We start from the raw sequence: 26,436 nt of genomic DNA, 5'->3' as shown, positions 1-26,436 counted from the left end.
CTCAATACCCCTTAGGTGATCGCCGAGGATCGGCCTGCTGAATCAGATCAGCCAGATTCGACGCGTCAACCGCGACGCCGTAGCGGCCCATCGCATAGTTGATGAACGCGCAGGCCTGCGCCACCAGATCGTTGATGTCGCGGGAGGTTCCCGGCTGGTGATAGGCCGCGAACGTGGGCGCGATGAACTGCCAGGCGCCCTTGCTGGGTGTGCCCCGTGCCGCGTTGGAGTCCGAGTCGTTGACCGCGTTGGCGTTGTAGTTGGATTCGCGGCGGGCCACCAGATCCATGCCCCGCTCCCAGCGGGCCCGCGCCGCCGGGTCGTGAATGCCCTTGATGTCCAAGGCTTTACGGATCGCCGCCGCAACCGCCGCCCGCCCGCTGCCGTGGTCGCCTCGCATCGCCGTCCGCCTCTGCCGGTAGCGCAGCCGCCGCACTCGCAGCGCCAGGATTCGCGCCCGCCGGCGCGAGTTCACGATGTGCCGATGCTGCGCGCGCAGCCTCGCCGCCATCCGGGCCATCGCCTCGCGCCGCGCCATCGGGGTGTCGGCGGTCGTCGTGTCGGCCAACGCGTCTTCGAGTACTGCCCTGGTGGCAGCCCTTGCTTGCGCGTGATCCTTGTGCGCCATCGCCATGATGCGTGCCAGCGTGCGGTCGGTGTCGGTGGACCGGTGGAGGTCGTTCCGCATGTTCGTCGACCTTTGCGCTGCCGCGCCGGGGAGGCCGTCGGTTCTCACTTCGCCGTGTTGCTGCGTGTTGTCGACCCGGACGACGGTCGCCTCACCGGCGAACAGACCGTGGCCGCGGGCCAAGACCGCCACCGCATGCATCGTCAGCGGATCAGTCAATGACCGCCCCACCCTGGTCCCCTATTGCGTCCATCCGTCCTGGACACTCGAGCTGCTACTCCCACACCCTCTGGCCGCAAAATCCGTAGCAATAGCATGCACGAATCGGCAGTCCCGCTGTCAATAACGAGCGATTACGTAGCGACCCTACTGCCGGGGCCGGCGCGCGACCACTCACCTTCGGAGTCTTGGGAATGGCGCTGTAGGTCGGGCTATTACTTCGCCTCGTCCTCGGTCGGCATGATCACGATTCGCCGATTCGGCCGGTTGGTAACGACGGTGGGTTTGTCCTCGCCCGGCTTAGGCCCCGGCGGGCTCGGCGGCATCGTCAGGCGGCCCTTGACGGGCTGGCCGTTCGGCACGCCCGGGGCCGAGATGCGCTTCTCCGGCGGCTTATCTTTGTTGCCGCCTTCGCCGTGGCCGCCCATCGCGCCGGGGGGCATCATCCCCATGCCACCCATGCTGGTCGGCCCCGCGGTGGTCGGCGCGCCGCTGACCGGCGGCGTCATGCCCGCCTTTGCCGCGCCGGCGGGAGTCGTCGGCGGGGACGACGTCGGCACCGGTGGCGGGCCGAGAGAGCTGGCCGGGGTGGTGCCACCGCCAAGGCCGGCGCCGCCTCCGCCCGACCCCGCGCCGCCGCCCGGTCCCGCGTCTGGTTTGACGCTGTCGACCAGATGCGCGTCGTTGACGAGGCCCGCGCCGTGGGCGCCCTGGACCGCGCTCATCAACGGCTGGATGGCGCTCTGACCGGCCTGCATCGCCTGCTGCGGCAGCTGCGTCAGCGGCTGCATGACGCCGCCGACGGCGCCGCCGAGCGCGCCCGTGATGCTCTGCAGCATCTGCTGCATCATTTGCGGGGCCTGCTGGCCGACGTTCTGCATCTGCTGCTGTGATTCAGCTTCGTTGGCGGGGAACTTCGCGGCGGCGTCGGCGGCGTGCGCACGGCGATCCGCGTCCGCCGCGGCGGCGTCGGCGGCGTCCTTCGGCACGCCCGCGTTGCCGGCGGTTTCAAGCGCTCCCCGTAATCCGTCAGTCGGGCTGGTTCCACCTGCGGACATAGGAAACGGCATCGGCGGCGGCGCTTCCGGCGCGCCGACCAACCCTCCCAATACGGCTGGAGCGCTTTTGATGGTGCCATCGCCACCGGTCATAGCCTCACCTCCACCCCGCTATTCGAACCGGAACCCCTTGGTGCGCGTTCAAGCGCACTTCATCAGTTTGGCATAGCAGCCTGAGATTGGTATTCACCTCGGTTTTTGGACGATGCCCTAGGCGCCGGGGAGGTGGCCGATGACGTCGAACCAGGCCATGTGGTAATTCGCGAGATACTCGTGCCCATCTATCATCGCCTCGATTGTCGCGAGCAGCATCCAATCCCCCACGGCGGCCGGGTCATGATTTGGGTATGCCGTAAGAACCGAATTCTGAATATCAGCGATGCAAGTACGCAAGAGCTCAATTTCGGTTTCGAGTACGCCGGTATGCCGGACGGCTGGCGCCGCGATCGCCTGCGCAATTCGCGGCAAACCATCGCGACGGCGCACAGCTTCGACCAAAGCTGGTCCGAGTTCGTCTACCTGGGGCGAGGCCGACCGCGCCGGTCGATCACCGCTCAGCACAGGAGCTTCGGGGTCCGGTTCGCCGACATACGTGTTGTGCTCGTGGGCAGCGGCGCAGACGACGGCCCCCAGCAAGTCCACCGCGCTTGCATCTCGTCGGCGCGGGGCTGGCTCGAGCAGCGTTACGTGGGCTGGCAGTTTGACGTGGGGCGGGACCCACCCGGCAGCGAGGTCGGTGACCAGCAAAGTGGTGCTGCCGTCGTCCCGCAATCCGGCAGCCCACGAAAGTCGCGGCTCCTGTCGGGCCACCGCATCGACGAGCCGCTGCAGGCGTTGCTGTTCGGCCGCCCTACTGGATACCGCGCCGGCGGTCGCGCCTGTTGCCGCCGACGCCGCTGATGCACCGACCATGCTCGACGAGTTCGCACCCGCCTGCCCTGCCGCGGCTCCCGGAGCCCCGCGTTCCACCGGAGAAACCAATGGCCCACCCGCGGACGGGGACGATCCCGGCGACGGCGCCACCGGCGCCCCCGACACCGGCCCCGCCGGAGCCACAGGCATAGTGGCGGGCGCCCCAACCGACGGGCGCAGGTCGGAGCCGTAGGCGGGCAAAGGTCCAGCAGGAATATTCGGATTACCGCTTAGCGGCGCTGACGACCCCGACCACGATCCCCCTGTCATCACCGGCGCTACCGTGCCGCCGGAGGCCGGTGGCGCGGAAGCGGCCGGCGGGGCTGCGTCGACTGGTGGGTTCGTAGGGACAAACACTCCGGCGCTGGGTGCGGTCGGCGCCACCGGAGGCGTTCCCGCTGGAGCCTCGGCTTGCGGAGGTGTACCCGCTCCGGACTCCATCGCGTGCACGGCGCCTGACGACAACCCCTGAGCACCGGCACCGGCCGGCTGCCCAGTCGCCATGCCGGATGCGAACGATTGAGCCAAGTTCGGCGGGCCGCCCTGCCCCAAGCCGGCGGCTGGCACGCCGCCACCGTGAATTGATGAATTCATTGATGGCGCACTGAAAGCCGACCCACCACCACCTGCCGGCGGTGCACCTGTGCGCATGGCCGGCGCGCTCCCCGGGAATTGAACCCCGTGGCCCTGCAGTCCATTGATTGCCGGGGCCGCAGGCGAGGGCGTGCCGGTGCCCCCGCTAGCCGACGCCTGCACGCCGTGCCCCTGCAAGCCGCTCACCCCGGGCTCGCTAGGCGAAGTCGAAAGTGGACCACCTCCTCCACCTGCCGTTTGTCCGCCATGCCCCTCACCGCCTCCAACAGCAGGCGTTTGAGATGCCGCACTTGAAGGCGGATGGAGATCGTCACCGGTAAGCAAGGGCGGCCGGGATTGATTGTCGGCGGTAAAGCCATGTTCACGCGCCCACGTTCGGGCATCACCACCAACGCCTTCAACATCAAGAATCTTTTGGGTCGACGTCACGAGTTTGTCGGCTGCCTGCAAACTCGCGTTCGTCGCATCACCATTGCAGCGCAACTGGACCGCCTGTATCTCTGCTATTTGTTCGGGAAGCGGTTTTTTCGACGCAAGGATCTGATCGATTTCTTGGTTGCCAGTGTCCGATATGTCTGACAACCGACTCCGTAGATAGTCGATGGCATCAGCCCCCGAATTGAAGGCCGACGCCTTCACCTGATACTTCTCAGCGAGATCCAGATGAAACTTCTCGCCTTGCTGGTACCTCGAGATCAAGTCATCCGCCGTGTGGCCCTGGTTACTCGCCGCGATAGCCGCCCACTGATTGCGCAGGACTTCCGAAAACAGTTGCTGCTCCGCGCAAGCCTGGCTCCAATGCTGAGCGCCAGCACGAAGTGTGGTAGACGGCTCCGGCCACCAGGGCCCAATCAGCGCCAGGGTCCACTTTCCCGGCGGAAGGTCAACCGCCACTGCATACCTTCTTCATCGCAGCATCCTTTGCGATGGCGTCATCGATTGCTGATTGAAAGGCGGCTTCCGTCGCAGCCCCATAGCTGCTCTTTGCCGTCATCGTCAGGCAAGCAGCTTCTAGAGCGCGCGCGGCATCCCGGTGGTTAGCGTCGAGGGCCGGGTTACTCGCTGCCATGTCGAGCATCAGAGCCCCATTGGTTGTGGCGATGCGAGCGAGCGCTTTGTGAGTGCCAGCGGTGTCTACCTGGACAGCTTTCGCTGCGAGTTGGTACATGTCACAGAGTTGTTGTTGTGCGGCGGCGACATCGGCGGGCGCATGGGTCGGCGTCGTAGTAGCGGTTGATGAACTCGGAGCCCTCGGGCGTGTGCGCGCCAAGATTAGAGCGGCGATGGCTAAGCCTGCTGTTAATACGACGGCGATTGCCAGCCACGGGCGCGAGCGAGGCACTGGCTGCTCGACATATTTCGGTGACCAATTTGCCCAGGGCGGCTGCGGGGCCGGACCCCCAGCAGGCCTCCAAGGCTCGTTGCCCACCATCCACCCTCCTCGAAGTCCAAAACAGGGAGGACACTGTCGCCCGGATACGCGTGCCTCCTATTCCATAGTGGAACAAGGAACCGCGGAGCGGGCAATTCACTGGCTGCTGTCGGGCATCGAGCGATCGACGAAACGGTCAGGGCGCTTGAATAGTCTCAGGATGTGAGTCCACGCGGAACCAAGCTAACCCCCTAGACCGTGCACGGCCGCTGAGCTCGCGATGCGTGTCCAGATGTCGTCAACCGCCACCGCATACCTTTTTCATGGCGGCGTCCTTGGCGTTGGCATCGCTGAGCGCGGCTTGCCAAGCCGGGTCTTGACCACCCGCCAGGCTAGCCGTCGCCGCGACGGTGGTATAGGACTCCGCGAGGGCCAGTGCGGCAGCGCGGTCACCAGAAGCAAGCGCTGGGTATGCATTCACCACGCCTTGCAGCATGACTGCCCCGTTTACCGTCGCAATCCCGGCGAACGCTTGATTGGTGCCATTTGTTTCGATCTGGACGGCACGCGCAGCGAGCTTGTAGGCGTCGCACAACTTTTGGTGCGCGGCTGCAGTTTCACCTGCGCTATGTGAAGGGACCGTCGACGTAACCGGGAGCGATTCCGACGAGCCGCTCGTTGAGCGTGTTGAGACCACAATCAGGGCCACAACGCCCAGCAGAAGCGCAATTGACGCTAGTGCGATCGCTGGCCAAGTCCGTACACGATTTACCGCCTGGGATGGATAGGTTGGCGGCCACTGACCCGGTGGCGGCCCGATAGGCGGTTCCCCTCTGAAGTTTGGAGGCGTATCCCCCATCAGCCCTCCTCACGTCGCCCCACACCTTGGAAGCGTTTCTCCCGGATTATCCACACGTTTCGCACCTCACGTTGGGAACGACCCCATCAATGCGGGGCAAATGCGGGGGCACCTACCTCCGCGACATGGACTGTGATGCATAAGGCCTGATCGACGGGATAGCCGCGCCCGTGTAGTGCCTTGCAGCCCGCGGTGGCAACTGGACAATTCGTTTGCGCGGTGTTGTGCTGTCTATGTATGGCAAAGACTTAGCCTCCCGACCGCGCTTGCGATGCTCGTGGCTCTCGATCGGAACCAGGTCAGCCCATCAGAAGGGTGTGACAACCAAGGTCACTGTCGCGTTTGCAGGGGTCGAAACTTTAACCAGTGATAGGGCCTCGATCCTCGTGTTCGTTAATCAGGTCACCGCAAGTCTCGCGAAACCAGGTTCCGAAACTACGGGCAGCTCGGTGCGAGTGGGGCTACAGAAAGGTGAACGGAGCCTGGCTAATCGATAGCTTTAATCCCGTGTAATTCAGCGACTCATGGGTTGGCGCCCCTGCGGCTGAGGCGATCAAACTCGCGGCGTAGAGCCGTTTGCGCTCGGCCGCACCGCCTGCAGTTCGCCGGCGTTCTGCTGGTCCATGCTCGTGAATCCTCGAGCCGCAACGTGCGCCTTCGCGCCGACGTCGGTCAGCGCCTGCTGGTGCCCCTGCAGATTCTGCACATGCTTCGTGTGAGCGGCGGTGACGGCCCCGTGGAACGAATCGGCCGCGGCGAAGTCACCGAACATTCCCGATGCCAGCGGTCCGCGCGCGAGTTGGTCGGCTCCCTCTTGGGCGTGCCCGCCCGCACGATGCGAATCGTTGCCCCCGGAGTGCAGCAGTGCTGTGTCGACGAACATTGCCACCCCTTTCGATCGATCGCAGCGATCCCCCGCGCCACTATCGACCAGGTTAATGCCCCGCAGGCATCGGTCAATTCACGTCACCTCGACCAGCCTGGGGCCGCCTTCACAACGCGTTTGCACCGTCGGCAAGACCGTCCCCGTCCGCATCACTCAGCCGCACGTTCCACTTGCCGTCGCCGTCGGTGTCGACGTACCCGGTGACGCCGTCCTCGTCGGTGCACAGCACCCGATCGGCGACACCGTCGCCGTCGAGATCAAAGAGTCGATCATTGACGCCGCCGTGGCCGTCGAAGTCGACCAACGGGCCGCCGGTGTGCTCCACGCCGTCGAGTCCGAACCAGCGCAGTTGCCGGCCCTGCTCGGTGGCTACCCCCCACGTCCCGGATCCGTCGTCGGTGAAGTACGCCTCGGGAGTGCCGTCGTTGTCGAGGTCGAGCACCGCGTGATCGGCGATGCCGTCGCCGTCGAGGTCCGCGAGCGCGTCGTCGTGCAGGCCGTCACCATCGAAGTCCAGACCGAACGCATCGAGCCGGCCGTCGCCGTCAAGGTCCATGTCGAGGTCGCGGTGCCACATCGCCGCCGTGCCGTCGTCCCCACTCATGCAGTAATCCACGAATGATCGGACGCCCGACCACCGTTACGGGTTCCCGCGCGAGCGCCACCAGTCCAGCAGTTCCGCGGTGGCCTCCTCGGCCGTCAGCGGCCCGCGCTCCAATCGCAGCTCTTTGAGGAAGCGCCACGCCTCGCCGACTTGCGGGCCGGCGGGGATGTCGAGCAGTTTCATGATCTGGTTGCCGTCCAAATCCGGACGCACGCGCGCCAAATCCTCTTGGGCGGCCAGCTCGGCGATGCGCGCCTCCAGCCGGTCGTAGCTCGCCTGCAGCCGCGCGGCCCGGCGCTTGTTGCGGGTGGTGCAATCGGCCCGCACCAGCTTGTGCAGCCGCGGCAACAGCGGCCCGGCGTCGGTGACGTAGCGGCGCACCGCGGAATCGGTCCACCTCCCCTCGCCGTACCCGTGAAACCGCAGATGCAGATACACCAGCTGCGAGACGTCTTCGACCATCTGCTTGGAATACTTCAACGCCCGCAACCGCTTTCGCGCCATCTTGGCGCCGACCACCTCGTGGTGGTGAAAGCTCACGCCGCCGTTGGCTTCGTGGCGCCTGGTCGCGGGCTTGCCGATGTCATGCAGCAGCGCGGCCCAGCGCAGCACCAGATCCGGGCCGTCGTCTTCCAGCGCGATCGCCTGTCGCAGCACCGTCAGCGAATGCTGATAGACGTCCTTGTGCTGGTGGTGTTCGTCGATGGCCATCTGCATGCCGCCGACCTCGGGCAGCACCACCTCGCCCATGCCGGTCTGCACCAACAGGTCGATGCCGGACACCGGGTCGTCGCCGAGCAGAAGTTTGTCCAACTCGGCGGCCACCCGCTCGGCGCTGATCCGCCCCAACTCGGGCGCCATCGCCTCGATCGCGTCGCGCACCCGCGGCGCGACGGCCAAGTCGAGCTGCGAGACGAACCGCGCCGCGCGCAGCATCCGCAGCGGGTCGTCGCCGAAGGACACCTCCGGCGCGGCCGGGGTGTCGAGCACCCGATCACGTAGGGCCGCCAAACCGCCCAGGGGATCGAGGAATTCGCCCGGTCCGTCCGGCGTGATGCGCACGGCCATCGCGTTGGCCGTGAAATCTCGCCGCACCAGGTCGTCGTCGAGGCGCTCGCCGTACTGCACCGCCGGTTTGCGGGACACCTGGTCGTAGGCGTCAGCCCGAAAGGTGGTGATTTCCAAGCGGTGGCCGCCCTTGCCGACACCGACGGTGCCGAACTCGATGCCGGTGTCCCACAAACTGTCGGCCCAGCGCCGCAAGAGTTGTTGAACCTGCTCGGGGCGGGCGTCGGTGGTGAAGTCCAAATCCGGACTCAACCTGCCCAACAGCGCATCTCGCACCGAACCGCCGACGAGGTACAGCTCATGGCCCGCGGCATCGAACGCCGACCCCAGCTCGCGCAGCATGGGCGCGTGTTGATTCAGGGCTACCGCAGCGGCGGCAAGCAGCTCGACATCGGCTTCGGACACGTTCGATCAGCGTAGTCGGCCGGGACCGAAAAGCCCGTGTGAGGAGCCTCGCACGGGCTCGTGGGGCGCGCACCGAAGGGTGAATTGACCGTCTGACGGGCGGTATTAGCGTTACGTGCAAGGGGGAAGGTGGACGGGCGGGGTGATGCGGTGCATCTCCGATACATAAGCAAGGGCGCACTCATCATGTTCGCCGGCGGAGATCCGTGGAAGATCAACCAGACGTTCCAGAGCGGTCAGCCAGCCCAGATTTCGAACCTTGCACAAGCGTTTCATGACGCAGGCCGGTCCACGAGTGAAGCCGAGGCAGCATTCCATCAGGCACGTGATCGGTTCGACAAGGCCTGGATTCACGATAGTGGCGAGAATCCGATCAACACCTCCGCCGAGGTGCAGCGGGCCACCAAGTCACTCGGGGCGCAAGCTGCTCAATTGCCCAAGATCGCCGCCGATCTGGAGAAGGTCGCCGCCGCACTCGCCGAGGCTCAACGTTTCGGGCGAGGCGAAATCTCCGCGCTGGAAGGACAGCTAGAAGGTCTTGACGACCAGATTGGTGAAGCCGTCGAACTGGAGAAAAGCCCCGCCCTGAACCAATCGGAAAGGCAGCTCCTAGATCACTACATCGACGGGCTTGAGAAGCACGCGATCGACGACACCAAGGCGTCGCTGAACAGGGTGACACAAATCCGCGATCAATATTCTCGGCAGCTGCACGCGTCGATGGCCAACCTTCATAAGCAAGACGGATACGATCCGCCAGTCCAGGCCCTGGACGGTGACATCCCCGAAACGCCTCCGCAGAATGCCGAGGAACGCTGTCGGAACCAGATCGAGGCGTTCAAGCAGGTCTTTGGTCGCGAACCGACCGCGCCGGCCGATTGGGAGACCGCGGCAGCTTTGGATCCGCAAACCTACGACCCGAAGTTCAAGGGCGACAAATCGGAGATCCGAGTGGTGAAGATTCGCCCCGTGCCAGGGCAGGGAGTAGTCCGCGTCTCGCAGTGGATCGCCCAACGGGACGTGACGAGCTTTCCGCCGTGGAAGCGCGACCTTGGGAACAACCGAGGGCCGAATCCCAATTTCGATCCCGAAGACACCAAGGTAACGACCTACATCGACTACGAAAACGGCGTCGTCGTTCTAAGGCAGAATCCTTCAGTTGAGGAAAACTCGACCGGCGGGCCGGGCCAGGTAAAGGTCGGCATACCCAAAGGCAGCGTGACGCAACTTCCGGATGGATCGGTCCGGGTGAAATACGACGCGGGCAACCCTTTCGCGCCGGGAATTACCTCAGATCCCACAGGGCCTTTTGCGGGCCATACAGTTACGGTCAACGGCGACCTCGTTTTCACGCCCGGGTCGGGAGGTGTCCAAGTCAACGGAACGCGCACTGACTACCCGTCATTGGAGGTGTATCAGGACTTGCCCAATGGGGGCACCCGCACAGTACTGATCGACCCTGCCCAGTCAGGTCGATCATGGGGGCCGGCTTTCAACCTGCCCGGCCACCATGACGTAGGTCCGCTCGGCGGTAAGGCGTTCACGCCGTTCGACGCCGGCGGATGGAATCCGAAATACGATGTGCCAGCTCCCTTGCCGGCTACCGATTTTGGCCCAGTCACCGACATACCGTCGGTACCTCCCTTACCCACGGGCAGCGCAGTTCCCGCGTGATCGCGATTCAATTGAAAGCAGGTGAAGATGCCTCTTCGAGTTCGTGACTTGGACGCCCGCGCCTGGCGCACGGCGACGTTGTCGGCGCCGTTCATCGTGCAGATCGTCTTGGGCTTGCTGCTCGCCACGATCTGGGCCTTGGGCAAGGCGCCCTTCACAACCGAAAGCGGGCACGGCGAGCGCGGCTGGGTGCTCACCGGCGTCGTCATCACGACGTTGGTCTGTCTTGTGCTCGCCGCCGCACTGCTGCGGTCGTCGGCGCAGCGCAATCTTGGTCTTGCGCTTAGCCTTGCGGGAACTTCCGTGGCGGTTCTCATCGGTGGGAGTGTTTACGCTTACTTGGTTTTGCGCTGAAAGGTCCTGCAGTGGGAGAAGAATCGGTGGTCGGGGCCTCGAACACCTCCTATGGCCCGCTCACCTTCCTGGTTGCTGTATTGCATATTTTCGTCGTTGAATTCGCCACTTGGCTGTTCATGCCGTACTCAATCGTGTTCGTACTCCCGATAGTCCTCATCTATATGGCGATCGCAGCCCTTGCGATGCGGGCTCCGGGCATGATCGGCCAGATCGGACGCGGGACGCTCATCGGTAGCCTGTCCGGACCGCTTTCTCTGATCATCTTTGGTGCGGCCTGGGCTATCGCGCACGCAATAGGCCCGCTCTGACCAGACGCATGCAGCAATGAGCCATCGCGGGGCCGCCCAGCGGCGAGTATGTCCTGGGAGACGATGTCGTGCCAGCTACTATCGCTTGGGTGTCGGACGGCGAACAACACAAGCCACGTCGACGCCGGGGGCGGCGGCGCGGTCGTGGCGCTGCGAGTTCGACCGAGAACCAGACGAACGGCCAAGCGCCCGCCGACTCGACGGCGACGAAGTCGCGCCGATCCCGTTCGCCTCGCCGCGGACCGGACCGGCTGCGCACCGTGCACGAAACCTCCGCCGGCGGGCTGGTCATCGACGGCCTCGACGGCCCGCGCGACTCCCAGGTCGCCGTGCTGATCGGCCGCGTCGACCGGCGGGGGCGGATGCTGTGGTCGCTGCCCAAGGGGCACATCGAACAGGGTGAGACCGCCGAACAGACCGCTATAAGAGAGGTCGCCGAAGAGACCGGCATCCGCGGCAGCGTGCTGGCGGCGCTGGGCCGCATCGACTACTGGTTCGTCACCGACGGCCGCCGGGTCCACAAGACCGTGCACCACTATTTGATGCGCTTCTCCGGCGGCGAGTTGTCCGACGAGGACCTCGAAGTGGCCGAGGTGGCCTGGGTGCCGATCCACGAGCTGCCGTCCAAGCTGGCCTACGCCGACGAACGCCGGCTCGCCCGTGTCGCCGACGAGCTGATCGACAAGCTGCAGAACGACGGCCCGGCCGCGTTGCCGCCGCTGCCGCCCACCTCTCCGCGGCGCCGCCCGCAAACGCACTCCCGCACCCGGCACGCCGACAAGCCGGCCACCGGCCGCAAGAACGGCCACGGGCCAGGGCCGTGACGGCATCCCGACTCCGCTTGTTGCGCCTCGCGGCAGTGATCGGCATCGTGGCCGGGTTCGCGATGCTCACCGGGCCCGTCATGCCGCACGCCACCGCCGGTGAACCCGGCGTGACGCCGTTCGTCCGGGTCCGCATCGACCAAGTCACCCCCGACGTCGTCACCACGACCAGCCAACCCGTCGTGACCGTCAGCGGCATGGTGACCAACATCGGCGACCGCCCCGTCCGGGACGTGATGGTCCGGCTCGAACACGCGGGGGCGGTCACCGCGTCCGCGCGCTTGCGAACCACCCTGGACGGCGACACCGATCAATACCAACCGGCGGCCGACTTCCTCACGGTCGCCCCCGAACTGCAACGCGGACAACAAGCCGGCTTCACGTTGTCGGCGCCGCTGCGCTCCCTGACCAAGCAATCGTTGGGTGTCGAAAAGCCGGGCATCTACCCGGTCCTGGTCAACGTGAACGGCACCCCCGATTACGGCGCCCCGGCCCGGCTCGACAACGCTCGCTTCCTGTTGCCCGTGGTCGGCGTGCCGCCCGACCAGGGCGGCGATCTGGGCTCCGCTGTCGCGCCCGACACCTCCAAACCCGTGGGGCTCACCATGCTGTGGCCCCTGGCCGACCGGCCCAGGCTGGCTCCCGGCGTTCCCGGCGGCACCATTCCGGTGCGCCTGGTCGACGACGACCTCGCCACCTCCCTGGCCGGCGGTGGCAGGCTGGACGTCCTGCTGTCCGCAGCCGAGGTCGCCACCAGCCACGACGTCGACCCCGACGGCGCAGTCGGCCGGGCGTTATGTTTGGCCGTCGACCCCGACCTGCTCGTTACCGTCAACGCGATGACCGCCGGCTATGTGGTGACCGACCCGCCCGAGGGCCCCGGTCAGCTCCCGGGCACTTTGACCCATCCGGGTGCCGGACAGGCCGCAGCGACCGAGTGGCTCAACCGGCTGCGTGCCCTGGCCCGCCGCACCTGCGTCGCGCCGCTCCCCTACGCGCAAGCCGACTTGGACGCTCTGCAGCGCGTCAACGACCGCGGGCTGAGCGCCGCCGCGACCACAGCCGTCAACAGCATCGTCGACCGCATCCTGGACGTGCCGTCCATCCACGGCGCCACGCTGCTGCCCGACGGCCCGTTGACCAACCGCGCGGTCAACCTGCTCGGGGCCAACGAAAACACCGTCGCCGTTGCGGCCGCCAACCTGTCCGCCCCGGATGCACAGGGACCCTCCGAAGCCGCCGTCGACATCGCGCCGCGGCGGCTGTCCCCGCAAGTCGTGGTCGCGCCGTTCGACCCGGCGGTGGGCGCCGCGCTGGCCGGGGCGGGAAACGCACCCACGGTCCCCACCTACCTGGACCCGTCGCTGACCGTCCGGCTCGCGCACGACTCGGCGATCGCGCGCCGCGAGGACGCCCTGGGATCGATGTTCTGGCACGCCTTGCGCCACGACGACGAGCCGCGCACCCAGCTCCTCGTCCCGCCGGCGACATGGAACCTGCAGGCCGATGACGCCCACGTCATCCTGACCGCGCTCACCACCAGCATCCGGTCCGGGCTGGCGGTGCCGCGACCGCTGCCGGCGGTCATCGCCGAGGCAAATCCGGCTGAGCAACCCGGCGCCGAGCCGTCCGAACCGGTGGGGCCCTACACCTCGGCACGCGGTCGGTTCGGCGACGATGTCACGGCCTCGATCGCGGGTCAGGTAGGTCGGCTGTGGGGCCTGACCTCCGCGCTGACCACCGACGACCGCACCGGGCTGACCGGCATCCAGTACACGGCCCCGCTTCGTGAGGACATGCTGCGCGCGCTGAGCCAATCCGAACCGCCCGACACCCGCAACGGGCTGGCCCAGCAACGCCTGGCCGTCGTCGGCAAGACGATCAACGACCTGTTCGGCGCGGTCACGATCGTCAACCCGGGCGGCTCGTACACCCTGGCCACCGAGCACAGCCCGCTGCCGCTGGCCCTGCACAACGGCCTGGCCGTTCCCATCCGGGTGCGGCTGCACGTCGACGCCCCGCCGGGGATGACGGTCACCGACATCGGCCAGATCGAGTTGCCGCCGGGGTACCTACCGCTGCGGGTGCCGATCGAGGTGAACTTCACCCAGCGGGTGGCCATCGACGTCACGCTCCGCACCCCGGACGGCCTGCGGCTGGGCGACCCGGTCCGCCTGTCGGTGCATTCCAACGCCTACGGCAAGGTGCTCTTCGCGATCACCATGACGGCCGCGGCCGTGCTGGTGTTACTGGCCGGACGCCGCCTCTGGCACCGTTTCCGCGGCCAGCCCGACCCCGCCGACCTGGACCGGCCCGACCCACCGCGCACCAGATCCGCGGGCCTGGACGACGGCGCCGACGATCGGGTCGAGCAAGAGCACCGAGTATGAATCCCGCCCACCGGCAGGCCGCACCGCAACACCCACGCCTGCCACAGCCCCCACGGCGACCCCGGATCCCGGGCTCACCGCCCACCGGTCCCCTGCCGCCCGTCCCCGCGGGCGTCGATCGCCGGCGACCGGAACTGTCCGACGCCGCCCTGGTGTCGCGGTCGTGGGCGATGGCCTTCGCGACGCTGGTCAGCCGGCTCACCGGCTTCGCCAGGATCGTGCTCCTGGCGGCCATCCTCGGCGCCGCGCTCTCCAGCGCGTTCTCAGTGGCCAACCAGCTGCCCAACCTGGTGGCCGCGCTCGTGCTCGAGGCGACCTTCACCGCCATCTTCGTGCCCGTGCTGGCCCGCGCCGAGCAGAGCGATCCCGACGGCGGGGCGGCATTCGTGCGCCGCCTGGTCACGCTGACCACCGCGCTGCTGGTGGTGGCGACCGTGTTGTCGGTGCTCGCCGCACCCCTGCTGGTGCGGCTCATGCTCGGCCGCGACCCGCAGGTCAACGAGCCGCTCACCACCGCCTTCGCCTACCTGCTGCTCCCCCAGGTGCTCGCCTACGGGCTCACCTCGGTGTTCATGGCGATCCTGAACACCCGCAACGTGTTCGGGCCGACGGCGTGGGCGCCGGTCGTCAACAACGTCGTCGCCCTCGCGACCCTGGCGGTGTACGCGGTCGTGCCCGGTGAGCTGTCGGTCGACCCCGTCCGGATGGGCAACACCAAGCTGCTTGTCCTCGGCGTCGGCACCACGCTGGGTGTCTTCGCGCAGACCGCGGTCCTGCTGGTGGCGCTGCGGCGCCAACGCGTCGACCTGCGCCCGATGTGGGGGATCGACGAACGCCTGAAGCGCTTCGGCACCATGGCCGCCGCGATGGTGCTCTACGTGCTGATCAGCCAGCTCGGCCTGGTGGTCGGCAACCAGATCGCCAGCACGGCGGCCGCCTCGGGCCCGGCGATCTACAACTACACCTGGCTGGTCCTCATGCTGCCGTTCGGCATGATCGGCGTCACCGTGCTGACCGTGGTGATGCCGCGGCTGAGCCGAAACGCCGCCGCCGACGACACCGAGGCCGTGCTCGGCGACCTGTCGCTGGCCACCCGCCTGACACTGATCACGCTGATCCCGATCGTCGCGTTCATGACCGTCGGCGGCCCCGCGATGGGCAGCGCGTTGTTCGCCTACGGCCACTTCGGCGGCGTCGACGCCGGCTACCTCGGCGCCGCGATCGCCCTGTCGGCTTTCACCCTGATCCCCTACGGGCTGGTGCTGCTCCAGCTGCGCGTCTTCTACGCGCGCGAGCAGCCCTGGACGCCGATCGTGATCATCCTGGTCATCACGGCCGTCAAGATCGTCGGCTCCGTGCTGGCGCCACACCTCACCCATGACCCCAAGCTGGTGGCCGGCTATCTGGGGCTGGCGAACGGGGTCGGCTTCCTGGCCGGCGCGGTCATCGGTTACCTCCTGTTGCGGCACGCCCTGCTGCCGACCGGTGGCCAGTTGATCGGCAAGGGTGAGCTGCGAACCATCCTGGTCACCATCACCGCGTCCATGCTGGCCGGATTGGTGGCCCACGTGGCCGACCGCCTGCTCGGGCTCGACCGGCTGACCACGCACGGTGGGGGCGCAGGATCGCTGCTGCGCCTGCTCATCCTCGCGGTCATCATGCTGCCGATCATGGCCGCGGTCATGCTCCGCGCACGCGTCCCGGAGGCGCAGGGCGCACTCGACGCCGTCAGACGGCGCTTCCGCGGGCGCACGCCGACCCCCCGCAAACCGGTGACACCGGATCGATCGTCCCGCCCATCCCCGGTCACGTACCCTGAGCAGAGGAATTCGTCCCCGCCTGGGGTAAATGCGGTCCAGGAGCCGATCCGGCGCAGACCTCCGGAGCGGGCAACCCCAGCCCGGCTAGCGAAAGGACCGGAGGTGACCGACCGCCCTGTCGAGAGCGCCGCGTCGGGTGCCGAGCTGCCACGACCGGTCGCAGACGACTTCCAACCCGACATACCCGCCGGCCGTGAGCCGCCGTCGACACCGCGCCCGTCCGACCAGCGCAACGGCGACGTCACCCCCGAGTCGCGGCGCGGCCCGGCCCCGTTCGATGCGCCCCGCGACCGCGGAGGGGACCCCGCGGCGGACGACGTCCATCTGGTTCCCGGTGCCCGCATCGCCGGCGGCCGCTACCGGCTGTTGGTCTTCCACGGCGGCGCACCGCCCCTGCAGTTCTGGCAGGCTCTGGACACCGCGCTGGACCGGCAGGTGGCGCTGACCTTCGTCGACCCGGACGGGGCGTTGCCCGACGACGTGCTGCAGGAAATCCTGTCCCGCACCCTGCGGCTCAGCCGCATCGACAAGCCCGGCATCGCCCGGGTGCTCGACGTGGTCCACACGGGCCACGGCGGCCTGGTCGTCTCCGAGTGGGTACGGGGTGGTTCGCTGCAGGAGGTGGCCGACACCGCGCCGTCGCCCGTCGGCGCCGTGCGGGCCATGCAATCGCTGGCGGCGGCCGCCGATGCGGCCCACCGGGCCGGCGTCGCGTTGTCGATCGACCACCCGAGCCGGGTGCGAGTCAGCATCGAGGGCGACGTCGTGCTCGCTTACCCGGCGACCATGCCCGACGCCAACCCGCAGGGCGACATCCGCGGCATCGGTGCGGCGCTGTATGCCCTGCTGGTCAATCGGTGGCCGCTCACGGAGTCCAGCGTGCGCAGCGGGCTCGCCCCGGCCGAACGCGATTCGACGGGCCAGCCGGTGGAACCAATGGTCATCGACCGCGAGATTCCGTTCCAGATCTCGGCCGTCGCGGTCCGGGCGGTCCAGGAGGATGGCGGGATTCGTAGTGCCTCAACGCTTTTGAACCTGCTGCAGCAGGCGACCGCCGTGGCCGATCGGACCGAGGTGCTGGGCCCGATCGACGATTCGCCCGCACCCCCCATCGCCCGCGTGTCCGCGGCGCAAGACGACGCCAACTTGGCGCGCCGCCGCCGCAACGTGTTGATCGGCGTCGGGGCCGGCCTCGTCGTCATCGTGGTGGCCCTGCTGGTCCTGGCGTCGGTGGTGAGCAAGATCTTCGGCAACGTCGGCGGCGGCCTGAACAAGGACGAGCTGGGGCTCAACGGCCCCTCGTCGTCCGTGTCTTCGTCGGCCCCGAGCTCCTCCGCCGCCGGTAGCGTCGTCAAACCGACCAGGGCGTCGGTCTACGCCCCCGACGGCGACGCCGACAACGCAAGCACGGCGGGCCAGGCCATCGACGGCGACCCTTCCACAGCCTGGGCGACGGAGGTCTACACCGACGCCGTCCCGTTCCCCAGCTTCAAGCAGGGTGAAGGGCTCATGCTGCAGCTGCCGAACCCCACGGTGGTCGGGCAGGTCACCATCGACACCCCCAGCAGCGGGACGAAAGTCGAGATCCGGTCGTCGGCCACGGCGTCGCCGGCGTCGCTGAACGACACCACCGTGCTGGCGCCGGCGTTCACGCTCAAGCCCGGGCACAACGTCATCCCGGTCCGATCCGGCTCGCCGACGTCGAATCTGCTGGTGTGGATCTCCACGCTGGGAACCACGAACGGCAAGAGCCAGGCCGGCTTTTCGGAGATCACGGTCCAGGCCGCATCCTGATCTCGCCCCACAATCGGCCGCCGTGGTGAAGTGCCGCCCCGCAGCCGATTGGATACTGTCCGGCCGTGGGCTCCCGGGGAGACATCCAGCGTGAACGCAGCGACGCCGAACTGCTGGCAGCCCACGTCGCCGGCGATCGCCGCGCCTTCGGGGAGTTGTTTCTTCGCCATCAACGACAGCTGCACCGGTTGGCCCGGCTGACCACGCGCACCGCGGAGGATGCGGAGGACGCGCTGCAGGACGCCATGCTCTCGGCGCACCGCGGCGCCGGCGCGTTCCGGCATGACGCCGCCGTCGGCAGCTGGCTGCACCGCATCGTCGTCAACGCCTGCCTGGACCGGCTGCGGCGCACGAAGGCACATCCCACCGTCCCGCTCGAGGACGTCTTCCCGGTGGCCGATCGAACGGCCCAAGTCGAGACCGCGATGGTGGTGCAGCGCGCCTTGATGCGGCTTCCCGTCGAGCAGCGGGCGGCGGTGGTGGCCGTTGACATGCAGGGGTATTCGGTGGCCGACACCGCCGCGCTGCTGGGCATCGCCGAGGGCACCGTCAAGAGCCGGTGCGCGCGTGCCCGGGCGCGCCTCGCCGAGCTCCTCGGCTACCTCAAGGCCTCCCCCGACCTGGCCCCACCCATGGCCGTCAAGCAGCCCATGACGGACACTGGGGCGGATGGATGAAGCCGACCACGACGCCGACGAGCCGCCCCTGACGGTCGAGCTTCTCGCCGACCTGCAGGCCGGCCTGCTGGACGACGAGTCCGCGGCCCGGGTGCGCCGGCGGGTCCGCGGCGACGCCGATGCGGAGCAGATCCTGCGCGCCTTGAATCGGGTGCGCTGCGACGTCGCCACCCTTGGCGCCGAGCCACCGCCCGATGTCCCGCCGGAGGTCACCGCCCGCGTCTTGGCGGCGCTGGAATCGGCGCCGGCGGGCCGGCCCGCCGCGCACTCGGCTCGGCCAGCGATGCGGCCCGGGCGGGTCGTCGCCACGGTGGCCGGCGTCGGCGCGGTGCTGGCGGCGGTGGGCGTGGGGACCGCGGCGCTGATCACCGCCCCGGAACCCGCGCCCAGCACCCCGGTCACCGCCGAGCACATCACGGTGTCGACGCCGCCGATGGCGATCCCGTTGTCGAAGGACGAGATCCTCGGTCTGCTCGACCAGAGTCCGGATTACGGCCCCCTCGGCGACCCTGGCCGGCGCGCCTCATGCCTCACCGGCCTCGGTTATCCGGCGGCCACGCAGGTGCTGGGGGGGCGTCGTGTCGAGATCAACGCCCGCCCCGGCGTCGTGCTGGTGGTGGCCGGCGACACTCCCCACAGCCTGGCGGTCTACGCGGTGGCGCTCAACTGCAGCGCCGCCGATACCGGCTTGTTGGCCACCACTTCGGTTCCGCGCCCCTAGTGTGGTGCCGGGGTGTCCGACGCGCCGGGGAACACCCGTGCCTACGCTGGCGTTTGTACGAATCCAGGGACGATCGTTTTGAAAGGGTTCTATGACCGCCGACACTGTCCACGACGTGATCATCATCGGCTCGGGTCCCGCCGGATACACCGCGGCGTTGTATACGGCGCGGGCACAGCTGGCGCCGGTGGTGTTCGAGGGAACGTCGTTTGGCGGGGCCTTGATGACCACCACCGAGGTGGAGAATTTCCCGGGATTCCGTGACGGCATCACCGGTCCGGAGTTGATGGACCAGATGCGTGAGCAGGCCCTGCGCTTCGGGGCCGACCTGCGGATGGAAGACGTCGAGTCGGTGTCGCTGGACGGGCCGATCAAGTCGGTGACGACCGCCGAGGGTGAGACCGTCCGCGCGCGGGCGGTCATCCTGGCGATGGGCGCCGCGGCGCGGTACCTGGGCGTGCCCGGCGAGCAGGAGCTGCTCGGCCGTGGCGTGAGCTCGTGTGCGACCTGTGACGGATTCTTCTTCAAGGATCAAGACATCGCGGTCATCGGCGGCGGGGACTCGGCGATGGAGGAGGCAACGTTCTTGACCCGATTCGCGCGCAGCGTCACCCTGGTGCACCGCCGTGACGAATTCCGCGCCTCGCGCATCATGCTCGACCGCGCGCGCGCCAACGAGAAGATCACCATCCTGACCAACAAGGCGGTGCTGGGGGTCGACGGGGACCAGACGGTGACGGGTTTGCGGGTGCGCGACACCGTCACCGGGGAGGAGAGCACCCTGCCCGTGACCGGCGTCTTCGTGGCGATCGGTCACGACCCGCGCTCGGAATTGGTGCGCGACGTCCTCGACACCGACCCCGAGGGCTACGTGCTGGTTCGGGGCCACACCACGGCGACCTCGATCGAGGGGGTGTTCGCCGCCGGGGACCTGGTGGATCGCACCTACCGCCAGGCCATCACCGCGGCCGGCAGCGGTTGCGCTGCGGCCATCGACGCCGAACGCTGGCTGGCCGATCACGTCGAATCAAGCTCGCCCGCCCATAGCGACGCAACCGAATTTCCGGGCAGTACCGAGATGATTGGAGCACCTCAATGACCGACGCCGAAAAAGCCGGGGCCACAATCGAAGTCTCTGACGCATCCTTCTCCGCAGAGGTGCTATCCAGCAATAAGCCTGTGCTGGTTGACTTTTGGGCGACATGGTGCGGCCCGTGCAAGATGGTCGCGCCGGTTCTCGAGGAAATCGCGAGCGAGCGGGCCGGGCAGCTCACTGTCGCCAAGCTCGACGTGGACGCCAATCCGGTGACCGCGCGCGACTTCCAGGTCGTGTCGATCCCGACGATGATCCTGTTCAAGGATGGCCAACCGGTCAAGCGGATCGTCGGTGCCAAGGGTAAGGCGGCGCTGCTGCGCGAGCTCTCGGACGCGGTGCCCAACCTCAGCTGACCCGTCCTTTCAGTTCGCCGCACCACGCCCCGCGTTCAGCCTGGGGTTTTCCCGAATATGGGAAGCATCTGCGACAATGACCGTTAGCTGTTGCCCAGATGCGAGCCTGTCAGTGTGTCCCGGAGGGCCTTTGGTATGTCGAGTCCGCGCCGTGAACACGGCGATGCGCTGCGCTGTGGTGACCGCAGCGCGGCTGTGACCGAAATCCGGGCTACGTTGGCGGCGCTAGGGCTGCTCGACGGCCCCGAGGACGACCTCGCGACCGGCCGGCAGGTGCCCGCCGAGCTCTTCGACACCGAACTCGACCAGGCGGTGCGCGCCTTCCAGCAGCACCGCGGCCTGCTGGTCGACGGCATCGTCGGCGAGGCCACCTATCGCGCGTTGAAGGAAGCGTCGTACCGGCTCGGCGCGCGCACGCTGTATCACCAATTCGGCGCACCGCTCTATGGCGACGACGTCGCCAGCCTGCAGGCCCGCCTCCAAGACCTCGGTTTCTACACCGGACTGGTCGACGGGCACTTCGGGTTGCAGACGCACAATGCGCTGATGTCGTACCAGCGTGAGTACGGGCTCGCCGCCGACGGCATCTGTGGCCCGGAAACGTTGCGCTCCTTGTACTTTCTGAGCTCCCGCGTCACCGGCGGTTCACCGCACGCGATCCGCGAGGAAGAACTGGTGCGCCGATCGGGGCCCAAGCTGTCGGGCAAGCGGATCATCATCGATCCGGGCCGCGGCGGCACCGATCTCGGCGAGCTGATGCAGGGTCCGTCGGGACCGGTCAGCGAAGCCGATGTGTTGTGGGACTTGGCAAGCCGACTCGAGGGGCGAATGACCGCCATCGGGATGGAAACGTTCTTGTCGCGGCCGGTCAACCGCAGCCCGTCCGACGCCGAGCGCGCCGCCACCGCCAACAATGTCGGCGCGGACCTGATGATCAGTTTGCGCTGCGAGAGTCAGCCCAGCGCCGCGGCCAACGGGGTCGCTTCCTTTCACTTCGGCAACTCGCACGGCTCGGTGTCCACGATCGGGCGCAATCTCGCCGACTTCATCCAACGAGAGGTCGTGGCCCGCACGGGGTTACGGGATTGCCGGACGCACGGCCGGACCTGGGATCTGTTGCGCCTGACCCGGATGCCGACCGTACAGGTTGACGTCGGCTACATCACCAACCCGCAGGATCGTGCGATGCTGACCTCGACGCAAACGCGCGACGCCATCGCCGAAGGCATCCTCGCCGCGGTCAAACGGCTCTACCTGCTGGGCAAAAACGATCGGCCCACCGGGACGTTCACCTTCGCCGAACTCCTGGCCCACGAACTGTCGGTGGAGCGCACCAGCCGGCTCGGCGGCTCCTAGCCGATCTCGGCGCCGCGCAACGTATTTCCCGCCACCGACCCGGCTCCGACCGGCTCTTGCAGCTGCGCGTTTTCCAGCAGGCGTTCTAGGGCCGCCTCGACTTCGGCCTTCCAACCGAGGCCCTTGTCCAGCTCGAGCCGCAGCCGCGGGAAGTACGGATGTGGCGCCACCACAACAAAACCCGCGTCCTTCAAGAACTCCGCGTCGATGACGCAGTGGTCCACCGAACAGTCACCGACGGCCTCCAACACCGGCCGCACATCCGGGCTCGCGGTCAGCGGGTCCTGCAGTTCCGAGGCCGCCGGGGTGCGGCCGAAGGCTTCCAGCGCCCGGACCCCACGGCGGACCAGTTCGTCGATCACCCGGGCGAGAAGACCGTGCGGCAGATCGTCGGTGGCCTGACCGGGCTCGACGCCCATCGACGTGAGCAGCACGGCGTCCGCGGAGACCGGGGCCGTGGGAAACCGCTGCGCTCGGGGCACCGCCCGCGGCGGTGCGTAGAAGACGTAGCCCAGGCAGGGGGGCTCGCTTTGGCTTCGGTCGTCGGTGGCCGCGGTGGCGACCTGGCCGCACGAGCCCCACTCCAGCATCACCATCGACAACCAGGCTTCCTTCTCGAATTCCGGGTCGGCGAGGTGGTCCTGGTCACCGAGGATCGCTGGATCGACCTCCCAATACACGCAGCGGCGAGCATGCTTGGGAAGCTGTTCGAAGGCCTCGAGGCGCAGCGGTGTGATTCGAGCGGACACTAGCCTCCTGGCTCCTGTGCGGTGCTGCAGCCAATTTGCGCCGGCAACCCCTCCAGGATAGGAGAGTAAGTCGCAATCGGGCCAGCTTTGCCGTCGAGGCGCCGATCACGGCACCGGGACGCCCCGGTGCGTTACCGTCCCGACCGGGTTGTTACCGAAAATGATTGGAACGCATGCGCTTTCGTAATCCTACGGCGCCGAGAACCCCTTGTTGCCGAGCCGCAACCGCTCCGATGTCACAGTGACGTAATTACAGCGTATGGCGGGTTAGGCCTTCGCGGCGGTCATCATGTCGATGATCCGCTGCAAATCGTCCACGGAGCCGAACTCCACGACGATCTTGCCCTTTCGCTTGCCCAGGCTCACCGTCACCCGCGTATCGAAGGCGTTGGACAGCCGCTCGGCGACCTCCTGCAGGCCGGGCATCTGGATCGGCTTGCGCCGCTGGGGTGCCGGGGTGGTCGCGCCGGCGCGGTTGGCCAGCGTGACCGCCTCCTCGGTCGCCCGCACCGACAACCCTTCCGCAACGATCCGGCTGGCCAGTTCCTCTTGCGCCTCGGGACCGGCTTCCAGCGAGAGCAGGGCGCGGGCGTGACCGGCCGAGAGCACGCCGGCGGCCACCCGCCGCTGCACGGGGATCGGCAGTTTCAGCAACCGGATCATGTTGGTGATCAACGGCCGCGAGCGGCCGATGCGTGAGGCAAGTTCGTCGTGGGTGACGCCGAACTCGTCGAGCAGCTGCTGGTATGCCGCCGCCTCTTCCAACGGGTTCAGCTGCACCCGGTGAATGTTCTCCAGGAGGGCGTCGCGGAGCAGATTGTCGTCACCGGTCTCGCGCACGATGGTGGGGATGGTGGCGAGCCCCGCCTCTTGGGCCGCCCGCCAGCGTCGCTCCCCCATCACGATCTGATACCGCGGTCCCGTCTTGGCGCCGGGCACCGCCCGCACCACGATCGGCTGCAGCAGACCGAACTCGCGGATGGAGTGCACCAACTCGGACAGCGCCTCGTCGTCGAACACCTGCCGGGGCTGACGCGGGTTGGGCTCGATATCGGCCGGCGCGATCTCGCGATACACCGCGCCCGCCGGCGCCAGGTCGGGCCCCGGTCCCCCGATCAACACGTCCGCCGCCGCGTCACCCATCCGCGGACCGAGCGTCGCGGGACCCGAGTCGCCCTCGGCGGGACCAGTCGGGATCAGCGAAGCCAGGCCCCGGCCGAGGCCACCCTTCTTGCGTAACGGCTGCGTCATCGTCGTCCCTTCACGGATGGTGGTCAATCGCGTTCGGCGAGTTCGCGACTCGCGTCGAGGTAGCTCATCGCCCCGCGGGAGCCGGGGTCGTAATCGATGATGGTCATGCTGTAGCCGGGCGCCTCGGAGACTTTGACGCTGCGGGGGATAACCGTGCGCAGCACCTTGCTTCCGAAGTACCGGCGCACCTCTTCGGCCACCTGGTCGGCGAGCTTGGTGCGGCCGTCGTACATCGTGAGGATGACGGTGGACACGTCGAGCCGGGGATTCAGGTGGGCCTTCACCATTTCGATGTTGCGCATCAGCTGTGACACACCCTCGAGCGCGTAGTACTCGCACTGGATCGGGATCATCACCTCGGGCGCGGCGACGAGCGCATTGATGGTCAGCAGTCCCAGTGAGGGCGGGCAGTCGATGAAGACGTAATCGAAGTCGAGGTCGTCCAGTTCGGCCAGGGCGGTGCGCAACCGATTCTCGCGGGCGACCATGCTGACCAATTCGATCTCAGCCCCCGCCAGGTCGATGGTGGCGGGAACACAGAACAGGCGCTCGTTGTGCGGGCTGCGCCGCAGCGCGTCCTTGACCGCCACCTCACCGATGAGCACCTCATATGACGACGGAGTGCCCGATTGCCGATCGGTGATACCGAGCGCCGTGCTGGCGTTGCCCTGCGGGTCGAGATCGATGACCAATGTCTTGAGCCCCTGGAGCGCGAGGGCCGCGGCGAGGTTCACTGCGGTGGTGGTCTTGCCGACGCCGCCCTTCTGATTGGCGACGGTCAGCACCCGACGGTGGCTCGGCCGGCGCAGCGGCGGATAGGTGGTGTGCAAGACCCGCATCGCCCGTTCGGCGGCCGCGCCGATCGGGGTATCGAACTCGTCCGATGTTTCACGTGAAACATCCGTCTCGGGGTCGCCCACGGTGCTCGATACCGGCGGCCGGGCCTCGGGGGCGATCGGCGCGTGGGCGTCCGCGACGCTGGGGGCCGGCCCTGACGGCGTCGGCCGATCTCCCGGACTGCTCATCGGTTCCCGGCCTTCCCGATCCGTGCCGACTGGTGGCGCTGCGGTCTTCCGCGCCGCGCTATAACTACGGTTGCGGGGGGATGCAAATAGGTCGCGCCACATGTCACCACCCTGGCATCAACGGCGCCCGATGCTGCCATCACACGCCGGTACTGTTCAACTTCCTCGTGGCCGCGCTCGCCCTTGATCGCGAGCATCCGCCCACCCGTCCGAAGCAACGGCATGCTCCACTTCGCCAACTTGTCCAACGGCGCAACCGCTCGTGACACCGCCGCATCCCTTCCCCCGAACTGGTGGCGCACCCACAGTTCCTCGGCACGGCCGCGGACCACTTCGACGGCTAACCCTAGTTGGTCGACGACCTCGCCGAGAAATTCGCTGCGGCGCAGTAGCGGTTCAAGAAGCACCACCTCCACGTCGGGGCGCGCGAGCGCCAACGGGATGCCGGGTAGCCCCGCTCCGCTGCCGATGTCGATGACCCTCTCCCCGGCCTCCAACAGTTCGGCCATGGCGGCGCTGTTGAGCAGGTGCCGATCCCAGATGCGATCCACCTCGCGAGGTCCGAGCAGTCCCCGTTCCACCCCCGGACCGGCCAGCAATTCCGCGTACCGCCGCGCGATATCGATTCGCGTACCGAAGATGGTCGCCGCCGCCTCTGGCGCGGTGCCGGGCCCTGGCGAAGCGTGCATGCCCGCCGCAGCGTCGCCCGGGCCGACATGTTTCACGTGAAACATCCTCCGCTCGGCCGGCACCCGGATGGGCTTCGGCGTAGGAACTACACCGCTGTAACTCGCTAGTCGTGCAGGACGACCACGCGGCGCGCGGGCTCCGCGCCCTCGCTTTCGCTGTGCACGCCGGGCACCGCCGCCACGGCGTCGTGCACGATCTTGCGCTCGAACGGCGTCATCGGCGCCAGCTCTTCACGCTCGCCGGATTCCAGCACGCGTCGGGCAACCTTGTCGCCCAGGGCCGCCAGCTCCTCGCGGCGCCGGCGTCGCCAGCCGGCGATGTCGAGCATCAGCCGGCTACGCACACCGGTCTTTTGGTGCACGGCCAGCCGGGTGAGCTCCTGCAGCGCGTCGAGCACGTCGCCGCCGCGCCCCACCAACTTGTTCAGGTCGTCGCTACCGTCGATGCTCACCACCGCGCGGTTGCCCTCGACGTCCAGGTCGATGTCGCCGTCGAAGTCCAACAGGTCGAGCAGCTCTTCCAAGTAGTCGCCGGCGATCTCGCCCTCGGCGACCAACCGCTCTTCTTGATCGTCGAATTCGTCGGCGCCGGCCTCCGCACCGTTCTCCGATGGCCGCTCTGCATCGAGTTCGGTGTCTGCGTCGCGTTCGGTCGTCGTCTCTGCGTCGGTCATGTCTTTCTCTCCCTCATCCGCGGGTCCCTGCCCTCGGGGTCACCATGCCAAGGCGACCCGCTCCGGCTGTGTC

25 protein-coding genes are annotated in these 26,436 nt (G+C 67.7%); 12 read left to right on the top strand and 13 right to left on the bottom strand.

The genetic code is table 11. The features are described 5' to 3' along the window. Position 1 precedes the first annotated feature (1 nt). The 3 genes from G6N51_RS19265 to G6N51_RS29260 all read right to left on the bottom strand — a co-directional run bounded on the left by G6N51_RS19265 (position 2) and on the right by G6N51_RS29260 (position 2,817). Positions 2 to 829 carry a transglycosylase gene (locus G6N51_RS19265; protein WP_083171263.1) on the bottom strand — a complete coding sequence of 276 codons (828 nt, stop codon included), beginning with the start codon at positions 827 to 829 and terminating at the stop codon, positions 2 to 4. Between the two features lie 233 nt (positions 830 to 1,062). After that, positions 1,063 to 1,998, bottom strand: a complete 936-nt coding sequence (locus G6N51_RS19260) for a hypothetical protein (protein WP_372510227.1) — start codon at positions 1,996 to 1,998, stop codon at positions 1,063 to 1,065. Positions 1,999 to 2,115: 117 nt separating this feature from the next. After that, on the bottom strand, positions 2,116 to 2,817 hold the full coding sequence (locus G6N51_RS29260; protein ID WP_232078437.1) for a DUF5631 domain-containing protein: 702 nt from the start codon (positions 2,815 to 2,817) through the stop codon (positions 2,116 to 2,118). Positions 2,818 to 3,711: 894 nt separating this feature from the next. On the opposite strand from G6N51_RS29260, the gene G6N51_RS29255 reads away from it, so the two are divergent. Continuing rightward, entirely contained in the window at positions 3,712 to 3,990 is a 279-nt protein-coding gene (locus G6N51_RS29255) for a hypothetical protein (RefSeq protein WP_232078436.1), read from the top strand. A gap of 304 nt (positions 3,991 to 4,294) precedes the next feature. On the opposite strand, the gene G6N51_RS29570 is transcribed toward G6N51_RS29255, so the two are convergent. The 5 genes from G6N51_RS29570 to G6N51_RS19230 all read right to left on the bottom strand — a co-directional run bounded on the left by G6N51_RS29570 (position 4,295) and on the right by G6N51_RS19230 (position 8,605). Then, positions 4,295 to 4,489 carry a hypothetical protein gene (locus tag G6N51_RS29570; protein WP_306460837.1) on the bottom strand — a complete coding sequence of 65 codons (195 nt, stop codon included), beginning with the start codon at positions 4,487 to 4,489 and terminating at the stop codon, positions 4,295 to 4,297. A 592-nt stretch (positions 4,490 to 5,081) separates the two neighbouring features. Next, positions 5,082 to 5,378, bottom strand: coding sequence for a hypothetical protein (locus G6N51_RS29705; protein WP_372510225.1), 297 nt, complete (start codon positions 5,376 to 5,378; stop codon positions 5,082 to 5,084). Between the two features lie 817 nt (positions 5,379 to 6,195). Beyond that, positions 6,196 to 6,525 (bottom strand): DUF2563 family protein, encoded by a 330-nt coding sequence (locus tag G6N51_RS19240; RefSeq protein WP_083171251.1) that lies wholly within the window; start codon positions 6,523 to 6,525, stop codon positions 6,196 to 6,198. 109 nt (positions 6,526 to 6,634) lie between these two features. Then, positions 6,635 to 7,144 carry a pullulanase gene (locus G6N51_RS19235; RefSeq protein WP_083171248.1) on the bottom strand — a complete coding sequence of 170 codons (510 nt, stop codon included), beginning with the start codon at positions 7,142 to 7,144 and terminating at the stop codon, positions 6,635 to 6,637. A 24-nt stretch (positions 7,145 to 7,168) separates the two neighbouring features. Then, positions 7,169 to 8,605 (bottom strand): CCA tRNA nucleotidyltransferase, encoded by a 1,437-nt coding sequence (locus tag G6N51_RS19230; protein ID WP_083171245.1) that lies wholly within the window; start codon positions 8,603 to 8,605, stop codon positions 7,169 to 7,171. Between the two features lie 150 nt (positions 8,606 to 8,755). Between G6N51_RS19230 and G6N51_RS19225 the strand changes: the two genes are divergently transcribed. The 11 genes from G6N51_RS19225 to G6N51_RS19175 all read left to right on the top strand — a co-directional run bounded on the left by G6N51_RS19225 (position 8,756) and on the right by G6N51_RS19175 (position 21,975). After that, a complete protein-coding gene (locus tag G6N51_RS19225; protein ID WP_083171402.1) occupies positions 8,756 to 10,279 on the top strand; it encodes a putative alpha/beta hydrolase in 1,524 nt (507 codons plus the stop codon). Between the two features lie 48 nt (positions 10,280 to 10,327). Next, positions 10,328 to 10,633: a hypothetical protein gene (locus tag G6N51_RS19220; RefSeq protein WP_232078435.1), complete on the top strand. Its 306-nt coding sequence runs from the start codon at positions 10,328 to 10,330 to the stop codon at positions 10,631 to 10,633. Positions 10,634 to 10,644: 11 nt separating this feature from the next. Next, complete coding sequence (locus tag G6N51_RS19215; protein ID WP_232078434.1) at positions 10,645 to 10,944, top strand: hypothetical protein; 300 nt, start codon at positions 10,645 to 10,647, stop codon at positions 10,942 to 10,944. Between the two features lie 89 nt (positions 10,945 to 11,033). Continuing rightward, entirely contained in the window at positions 11,034 to 11,768 is a 735-nt protein-coding gene (locus G6N51_RS19210) for an NUDIX hydrolase (RefSeq protein WP_083171240.1), read from the top strand. Further along, positions 11,765 to 14,158, top strand: coding sequence for a hypothetical protein (locus G6N51_RS19205; RefSeq protein ID WP_142274910.1), 2,394 nt, complete (start codon positions 11,765 to 11,767; stop codon positions 14,156 to 14,158). The genes G6N51_RS19210 and G6N51_RS19205 overlap by 4 nt, the downstream gene beginning before the upstream one ends. Continuing rightward, positions 14,155 to 17,772 (top strand): murein biosynthesis integral membrane protein MurJ, encoded by a 3,618-nt coding sequence (locus G6N51_RS19200; RefSeq protein WP_232078433.1) that lies wholly within the window; start codon positions 14,155 to 14,157, stop codon positions 17,770 to 17,772. The genes G6N51_RS19205 and G6N51_RS19200 overlap by 4 nt, the downstream gene beginning before the upstream one ends. Positions 17,773 to 17,837: 65 nt before the next feature. Continuing rightward, positions 17,838 to 18,449, top strand: coding sequence for an RNA polymerase sigma factor SigM (gene sigM, locus G6N51_RS19195; RefSeq protein WP_083171237.1), 612 nt, complete (start codon positions 17,838 to 17,840; stop codon positions 18,447 to 18,449). Continuing rightward, on the top strand, positions 18,442 to 19,170 hold the full coding sequence (locus tag G6N51_RS19190) for a hypothetical protein (RefSeq protein ID WP_083171234.1): 729 nt from the start codon (positions 18,442 to 18,444) through the stop codon (positions 19,168 to 19,170). The genes sigM and G6N51_RS19190 overlap by 8 nt, the downstream gene beginning before the upstream one ends. A gap of 91 nt (positions 19,171 to 19,261) precedes the next feature. After that, positions 19,262 to 20,269: a thioredoxin-disulfide reductase gene (gene trxB / locus G6N51_RS19185; RefSeq protein WP_083171232.1), complete on the top strand. Its 1,008-nt coding sequence runs from the start codon at positions 19,262 to 19,264 to the stop codon at positions 20,267 to 20,269. Beyond that, on the top strand, positions 20,266 to 20,619 hold the full coding sequence (gene trxA, locus G6N51_RS19180; protein ID WP_083171230.1) for a thioredoxin: 354 nt from the start codon (positions 20,266 to 20,268) through the stop codon (positions 20,617 to 20,619). The genes trxB and trxA overlap by 4 nt, the downstream gene beginning before the upstream one ends. A gap of 135 nt (positions 20,620 to 20,754) precedes the next feature. Next, positions 20,755 to 21,975 carry an N-acetylmuramoyl-L-alanine amidase gene (locus tag G6N51_RS19175; protein ID WP_083171228.1) on the top strand — a complete coding sequence of 407 codons (1,221 nt, stop codon included), beginning with the start codon at positions 20,755 to 20,757 and terminating at the stop codon, positions 21,973 to 21,975. On the opposite strand, the gene G6N51_RS19170 is transcribed toward G6N51_RS19175, so the two are convergent. The 5 genes from G6N51_RS19170 to G6N51_RS19150 form a co-directional block, all read right to left on the bottom strand. Then, the gene (locus G6N51_RS19170; RefSeq protein WP_083171226.1) at positions 21,972 to 22,724 is read right to left on the bottom strand and encodes an acetyltransferase; all 753 of its coding nucleotides are present in this window, start codon (positions 22,722 to 22,724) and stop codon (positions 21,972 to 21,974) included. The two genes, G6N51_RS19175 and G6N51_RS19170, sit on opposite strands and share 4 nt — an antisense overlap. A gap of 267 nt (positions 22,725 to 22,991) precedes the next feature. Beyond that, a complete protein-coding gene (locus tag G6N51_RS19165; RefSeq protein WP_083171224.1) occupies positions 22,992 to 23,975 on the bottom strand; it encodes a ParB/RepB/Spo0J family partition protein in 984 nt (327 codons plus the stop codon). A gap of 23 nt (positions 23,976 to 23,998) precedes the next feature. After that, complete coding sequence (locus G6N51_RS19160) at positions 23,999 to 25,000, bottom strand: ParA family protein (RefSeq protein WP_083171222.1); 1,002 nt, start codon at positions 24,998 to 25,000, stop codon at positions 23,999 to 24,001. Then, positions 24,997 to 25,734: a 16S rRNA (guanine(527)-N(7))-methyltransferase RsmG gene (gene rsmG / locus G6N51_RS19155; RefSeq protein WP_083171399.1), complete on the bottom strand. Its 738-nt coding sequence runs from the start codon at positions 25,732 to 25,734 to the stop codon at positions 24,997 to 24,999. Before rsmG ends, G6N51_RS19160 begins: the two co-directional genes overlap by 4 nt. 59 nt (positions 25,735 to 25,793) lie before the next feature. After that, positions 25,794 to 26,363 carry a Jag family protein gene (locus tag G6N51_RS19150; protein WP_083171220.1) on the bottom strand — a complete coding sequence of 190 codons (570 nt, stop codon included), beginning with the start codon at positions 26,361 to 26,363 and terminating at the stop codon, positions 25,794 to 25,796. Positions 26,364 to 26,436 lie beyond the last annotated feature (73 nt).

The sequence above is a fragment of the Mycobacterium paraseoulense genome (assembly GCF_010731655.1).
Taxonomy (GTDB): domain Bacteria; phylum Actinomycetota; class Actinomycetes; order Mycobacteriales; family Mycobacteriaceae; genus Mycobacterium; species Mycobacterium paraseoulense.
Note: the sequence above shows the minus strand (reverse complement) of the source record. Positions and strands in the feature narration are given on the sequence as shown.